Here is a 5523-nt window from a genome sequence, read left to right as displayed (position 1 = left end):
GTCGTTCGCCAGGCTGTCACCCGCGTCGCCGAGCGCCCAGGGATGACCGAAACCGATCTCGTCGCGCACCTTCAGCAACAACTCCCCGGCGTCGGCGGCGAGATCGGCGGCCAGTGCGGCGTCTGTCGTCTCATCCCCGGCCGAGGTCACCGCTTCAGTATCGCCGACGGCGAAGCTCGCCCTAAAACGCTGGCCACGGGATGGGCCGATGCCGGTTGGGTCCGGGCATGACCGGATTGTCCAGCAGCGCGTGCGCGCGCCTGAGCAGCGCCGCGATTTCCGCCCGGGTGATCAGCCCGGCCATTTCGCCGAAAAGTGACCCGCCCAGGGCCTCGACGAGCCCGGTGATCGCCTTCAGGGTCGGGTCGTCGACCGGCTTGCCGGCCCAGCCCCACAACACTGTGCGCAGTTTGTTCTCCACGTGCAGGCACACCCCGTGGTCGACGCCGTAGATGTGGCCGTCGAGGTCGCGCAGCACGTGGCCGCCCTTGCGGTCGGCATTGTTGATCAGCACGTCGAACACCGCCATCCGGCACAACCGAATGTCGTCGGCGTGCATCAGGATGACCTCGTCGCCCGCGTAGTCGTAGGCCCGCAGCACCGGCAGATAACCCGGCTCGAGTTTGTCGGCGGGAAACAGGTCGACCAAGTCGGGCCCCGGCCGGGGATCGGAGTCGGCCGCGTCACCCGGTTGCTCCACCCACAGCTGCAGCATGCCCGGACCCGCCGGCCCGTGACGAATGATCGTGTAGGGCACAATGTTCCAACCCAAGTGCCTCGATATCAGGTACGCGGCGAGTTCGCGGCCGGCCAACGTCCCGTCGGGGAAATCCCAGAGCGGCTGCTCACCGGAGATCGGTTTGTACACGCAGTGCACGCTGCGCTCATCCAGCGTCGACTCGCACAGAAAGGTGGCGTTACTGGCCGAGCGGATGCGTCCGAGGACCGTCAGCTCGCCGTCCCGCAGCGCCTCGCAGTCGTCATGCTCGTTATTCCTGGGGGTCATCGCTAGGCCCGAGCAGCGCGCTGCGCTTGTAGCCGTTGGTGCGCGCGCAGATGTGGCCCTCGGGGTCCAATGGTTCGTCGCACAGCGGGCACGGCGGACGTCCTGCCGAGATGACGCGATTGGAACGGGTGGCGAACTGCCGAGCCGACTCCGGCGTCAAGAACACCCGCACCGCGTCGGGCCCCTCCTCCGTGTCGTCGAGCACCACCGAGGCGTCGAACTCGGCGTCGGTGACGGCCAGCAATTCGACCACCACGGTCTGAGCCTCCGAATCCCAGCCCAGCCCCATGGTGCCGACCCGAAACTCCGCGTCGACCGGTGTGATCAAGGGGTTGAGGTCCTCGACCTCGGCGGGCTCTGGAGGGACCGGCGTGCCGAATCTGCGATTCACCTCGAGCAGCAGGGCACCGATGCGTTCGGCGAGCACCGCAACCTGTTGTTTTTCCAGTATCACCGAGACCACCCGGGAATCGTGCACCGCTTGGATGTAGAAGGTGCGGTTTCCGGGCTGGCCAACGGTCCCGGCGACGAAGCGGTCGGGTGTGCGGAATACGTGAATTGCGCGGGCCATGGCACCTCCAAAATACCGGCAGTTGCCGTCGCCGTGCGATTCGATTGTGCGCCGATTATGCGCCGCAGCGGAATTAATCCGTGGAGCCGCCCACCACGGCGTCACTCGGCGGCACCACTCCGGCCGGCCCGTTTTGCGGCTCGCCCTTCGACTCACCGTGAGCCTCATCACCCTTGGATTCGTCCTTCGGTGGCGGAGCCGCACGCAATGCCGCGGACAGCCGCGCACCGGTGTGGTTGACGTGCAACACGAACGGCCGCAGCGAGGTGTACCGGATCACACTCACCGACGCCGGGTCGGCGGTGACGCGCTGGAACCCATCCAGGTGCATGCCGTACGCGTCGGCGACAAGCGCTTTGATGACGTCGCCGTGGGTGCAAGCCACCCACAGCGCGTCACCGCCGTTTTCTCCCCCATGCTCCGAAGCGAGCCGGCGGTCGTGTTCGCGGACGGCGGCCACCGCGCGCGCCTGTACTTGCGCCAGTCCCTCGCCGCCGGGAAACACCGCCGCGCTGGGATGGGCCTGGACCACCCTCCACAACGGCTCGTTTGTCAGGTCGCCGATTTTGCGGCCGGTCCATTCGCCGTAGTCCACTTCGGCGAGCCGGTCGTCGATCAGCGGCTCGAGGCACAGCGCATCGGCGAGTGGCTCGACGGTTCGGCGGCACCGCAGCAGCGGCGAAGACACCACCGCCCGGATCGGCAGGTCACCGATCCGATCGATCAGCCCGGCGGCCTGCTCGCGGCCCTTGTCGTCGAGGTCGACGCCCTCGGAGCGACCAGCCAGGATGCCCGCGGTGTTCGAAGTGGAGCGCCCGTGCCGCAGCAGGATGACGGTCATGTCGACCAAGACATCGCCGAAACCGCAGCCACGACGACGACCGTACCCGGTGCAGGTGGCCGCGACGTGGCGCGACTAGCGGGAGATGGGTACCGCGTGCGCGACCGAGTCGCGTACCGCGGCGGTCAGGCTGCGCTCGTCGGTGAGGTCGATGTCGACCAGGGTGCGGACCGCCCTGGCCACCACCTCCTCGGCCTGCGGAACGGGGCCAGCCAGGCGCGGCCGGTAAACTTCGACGACGAGCGATCGGTGCTCAATGTGGAAGGAAAAACTGCGTCCATCACCGACTTGTCCGTACCCGCTGGCAAAGATCCCTGTCGAAAGGTCCTCGACAGCAAACTCTTTATCCGCGATATGCCGGTCAACGATGACGGTCATGACGCGACCATACCTCTCCAGCGGGAATCGATGTGGGCAACATGGCCATATTGGATGCGAAACCGTTCCTTAAAATTTGACTATCATGTTGGTTACGCGAAGGAAAATAATTGCTGCAATGGCATAATGTTGGCAAACTAGCAGCTCAGCGCGTTTCTATTGTTCAGCTGCTTTTGCTGGTTCTGGCCGTGCTGGTACCGGGTTGTTCGTCGAATCCGCTCACTTCCGAGAAGCCGCCCACAATCGAGCCGGCGCGGGCGGCCGAGTCACCGCCCGTCTCGCAGAACCCGGCCGGTGCGGTGCGACCGCTGGGTGGACACGCCGTGGCCGCGGTCTTCGACGGCAGCGTTCACCGATTGGCTGTCCTGGCCCCCGGCGCCGACCCGGCGGCGCCGGGCAGCATCACCGTGTTCGGGGACCCGAACGTCGCGCCGCGTGTCATCCCGTTGCCGGGCCCGGCGGCCGCGCTGACCGACGACGGCCGGGGCACGGCCTTCCTGGCCGCCCACGGCGGCTACTTCGCGGTCGACCTGTCGACGGGCCGCACCGCACAGGTGGATGTCGCCGGGGCGCAGCAGGCCGAATTCACCGCCATCGCGCAGCGCGCCGACGGCAAGCTGGTGTTGGGCAGCGCGGACGGCGCCGTGTACACCCTTGCCTCCCAGGCAGCGGGCGACGTTGGCACCGCGACCGTCGGCAGTCGTAACAAGATCTTCGCGCGCGTCGATTCCATTGTCACACAGGGGAATACGACGGTGGTTTTGGACCGGGGACAGACCTCGGTGACGACGATTGGCGCCGACGGCCGGGTTGAGCAGGCGCTGCGCGCCGGCGAGGGCGCGACCACCCTGGCCGCCGATCCGCTGGGCCCGATTCTGGTCGCCGACACCCGCGGCGGCCAGCTGCTGGTGTACGGCGTCGACCCGCTGATGTTGCGTCAGGCCTACCCGGTGCGCCAGGCCCCATACGGCCTGGTTGGTTCCGGCAAATTGGCCTGGGTGTCCCAAACCGCATCCAACACAGTCATTGGTTACGATCTGTCCACCGGAATTCCCGTCGAAAGGGTGCGTTACCCAACCGTGCAGCAACCCAACACGCTGGCCTTTGACGAAGCGTCGGACACCTTGTACGTGGTGTCGGGGTCGGGTGCGGGGGTCCAGGCCATCGAGCACGCGGCGGGCACCCCGTGAAAGACGGACCCGCGGCGCGGCGGAGTCGGCTGCCCGCGGGCTGGGACACCGAGATGTCCGACGAATACGAGTGGGTGCCGCTGCGCCTGCCGCCGGAAGTCACCCGGCTCAGCGCGTCGACCCGGTTGTCCATCGAGGCCGAATACCGTGGCTGGGAGCTGACGCGGGTGCGGCTCTACACCGACGGCAGCAGGCGGGTGCTGTTGCGCCGCAAGAAGTCTCGTCTGAATGGCCGGCGGCCCGACCAGCCCGAACTGTGACATTGACCCAACCCCGCCGAGGCGGTCATCGGCTGTACGGCCTGGTGCGCCGGCTGCTCTTTGTGGTCCCGCCCGAACGCATCCACACGCTGGTTTTCGCCCTACTGCGTGGCGTCACCGCCATCGCCTTGGTGCGGCGGTCGTTGCGCCGGCTGCTCGGCCCCACTGATCCGGTGCTGGCCAGCACGGTGTTCGGGGTGCGCTTCCCGGGACCGCTGGGTCTGGCCGCGGGATTCGATAAAGACGGCACGGGGCTACTCACCTGGGGCGCGATGGGCTTCGGGTATGCCGAGGTCGGGACCGTCACCGCGCACCCGCAACCCGGCAACCCGGCCCCCCGCATGTTCCGCCTGTCGGCCGACCGCGCCCTGCTGAACCGGATGGGATTCAACAATCGCGGCGCCGGTGCATTGGCGATCCAGCTCGCGCGCCACCGGCTCGAGGTGCCGATCGGGGTCAACATCGGCAAGACCAAGACGACCCCTGCCGCCGACGCGGTCGACGACTACCGGGCGAGCGCCCGGCTGGTCGGCCCGCTGGCGTCGTATCTGGTGGTCAACGTCAGCTCGCCCAACACGCCGGGCCTGCGCGATCTGCAAGCGGTCGAGTCGCTGCGGCCCATCCTCGAGGGCGTTCTCTCGGAAGCTTCTGTGCCGGTGCTGGTGAAGATCGCACCGGATCTCTCCGATTCAGACATCGACGACATCGCGGACCTGGCCGTCGAGCTCGGCCTGGCCGGCATCGTCGCAACCAACACCACCGTGTCGCGCGACGGACTGATCACACCGGGGGCCGACGAGCTCGGTGCCGGCGGCATCTCGGGGCCACCGCTGGCGCGCCGCTCCGCCGAGGTGCTGCGCCGGCTCTACGGCCGGGTCGGCGACCGCCTGGCGCTGATCAGCGTCGGCGGCATCGAGATCGCCGACGACGCGTGGGACCGGATCACTGCGGGCGCGTCGCTGCTGCAGGGTTACACCGGCTTCATCTACGGAGGAGGCTTGTGGCCCAAGCACATTCACGACGGCATCGCCCGCCGGTTGCACGACGGCGGGTTCGCCTCGCTCAGCGACGCGGTCGGGTCGGCGGCCCCTACACCGGGAAGGCCGCCGGGTTAGATCACGCCGCCCCATCGTCGTCTTCGTCGTCGCCATCGGCCAAGAGCTTTTCGGGGTGGTGGAAGGTGTTGGTTCTTGGTTGGCCGTGGTCGAGGTGTGGCGGTGGGATCCATTCGGTGGTGCCGTCTTTGCGTTTGCGGGTGGTCCAGCCGCCGGGTTCGA

7 protein-coding genes and 2 pseudogenes are annotated in these 5523 nt (G+C 67.8%); 3 read left to right on the top strand and 6 right to left on the bottom strand.

Annotation, left to right across the window (positions count from 1 at the left end):
• The 5 genes and pseudogenes from ACLP4W_RS07250 to ACLP4W_RS07230 form a co-directional block, all read right to left on the bottom strand.
• A pseudogene (locus ACLP4W_RS07250) lies at positions 1-150 on the bottom strand (3'(2'),5'-bisphosphate nucleotidase CysQ); the annotation flags it as partial.
• Between the two features lie 31 nt (positions 151-181).
• Complete coding sequence (locus ACLP4W_RS07245; RefSeq protein WP_442385461.1) at positions 182-1006, bottom strand: SCO1664 family protein; 825 nt, start codon at positions 1004-1006, stop codon at positions 182-184.
• Positions 990-1577, bottom strand: coding sequence for a DUF3090 domain-containing protein (locus ACLP4W_RS07240; RefSeq protein ID WP_442385460.1), 588 nt, complete (start codon positions 1575-1577; stop codon positions 990-992). Before ACLP4W_RS07240 ends, ACLP4W_RS07245 begins: the two co-directional genes overlap by 17 nt.
• A 73-nt stretch (positions 1578-1650) precedes the next feature.
• The gene (locus tag ACLP4W_RS07235) at positions 1651-2418 is read right to left on the bottom strand and encodes a histidine phosphatase family protein (protein ID WP_442385459.1); all 768 of its coding nucleotides are present in this window, start codon (positions 2416-2418) and stop codon (positions 1651-1653) included.
• 75 nt (positions 2419-2493) lie between these two features.
• Positions 2494-2796, bottom strand: a complete 303-nt coding sequence (locus ACLP4W_RS07230; protein WP_442385458.1) for a hypothetical protein — start codon at positions 2794-2796, stop codon at positions 2494-2496.
• Positions 2797-2954: 158 nt separating this feature from the next.
• On the opposite strand from ACLP4W_RS07230, the gene ACLP4W_RS07225 reads away from it, so the two are divergent.
• Genes ACLP4W_RS07225 through ACLP4W_RS07215 form a run of 3 tightly spaced genes read left to right on the top strand, consistent with a single transcriptional unit; the run spans position 2955 to position 5361 of the window.
• Positions 2955-3986 carry a YncE family protein gene (locus tag ACLP4W_RS07225; protein ID WP_442385464.1) on the top strand — a complete coding sequence of 344 codons (1032 nt, stop codon included), beginning with the start codon at positions 2955-2957 and terminating at the stop codon, positions 3984-3986.
• Positions 3987-4039: 53 nt separating this feature from the next.
• Positions 4040-4246: a DUF5703 family protein gene (locus tag ACLP4W_RS07220; RefSeq protein WP_442385463.1), complete on the top strand. Its 207-nt coding sequence runs from the start codon at positions 4040-4042 to the stop codon at positions 4244-4246.
• A 32-nt stretch (positions 4247-4278) separates the two neighbouring features.
• The gene (locus tag ACLP4W_RS07215; protein WP_442385462.1) at positions 4279-5361 is read left to right on the top strand and encodes a quinone-dependent dihydroorotate dehydrogenase; all 1083 of its coding nucleotides are present in this window, start codon (positions 4279-4281) and stop codon (positions 5359-5361) included.
• 1 nt (position 5362) lies between these two features.
• Here ACLP4W_RS07215 and ACLP4W_RS07210 read toward each other — a convergent pair.
• Positions 5363-5523, bottom strand: a pseudogene (locus ACLP4W_RS07210) (HNH endonuclease signature motif containing protein); the annotation flags it as partial.

Source organism: Mycobacterium sp. (assembly GCF_052145595.1).
Taxonomy (GTDB): Bacteria; Actinomycetota; Actinomycetes; order Mycobacteriales; family Mycobacteriaceae; genus Mycobacterium.
Note: the sequence above shows the minus strand (reverse complement) of the source record. Positions and strands in the feature narration are given on the sequence as shown.

Bases quoted from the DNA above. Each gene is read 5' to 3' on its own strand.
- ACLP4W_RS07245 (WP_442385461.1), bottom strand. From the start codon at position 1,006: ATGACCCCCAGGAATAACGAGCATGACGACTGCGAGGCGCTGCGGGAC.
- ACLP4W_RS07240 (WP_442385460.1), bottom strand. From the start codon at position 1,577: ATGGCCCGCGCAATTCACGTATTCCGCACACCCGACCGCTTCGTCGCC.
- ACLP4W_RS07235 (WP_442385459.1), bottom strand. From the start codon at position 2,418: ATGACCGTCATCCTGCTGCGGCACGGGCGCTCCACTTCGAACACCGCG.
- ACLP4W_RS07230 (WP_442385458.1), bottom strand. From the start codon at position 2,796: ATGACCGTCATCGTTGACCGGCATATCGCGGATAAAGAGTTTGCTGTC.
- ACLP4W_RS07220 (WP_442385463.1), top strand. From the start codon at position 4,040: ATGTCCGACGAATACGAGTGGGTGCCGCTGCGCCTGCCGCCGGAAGTC.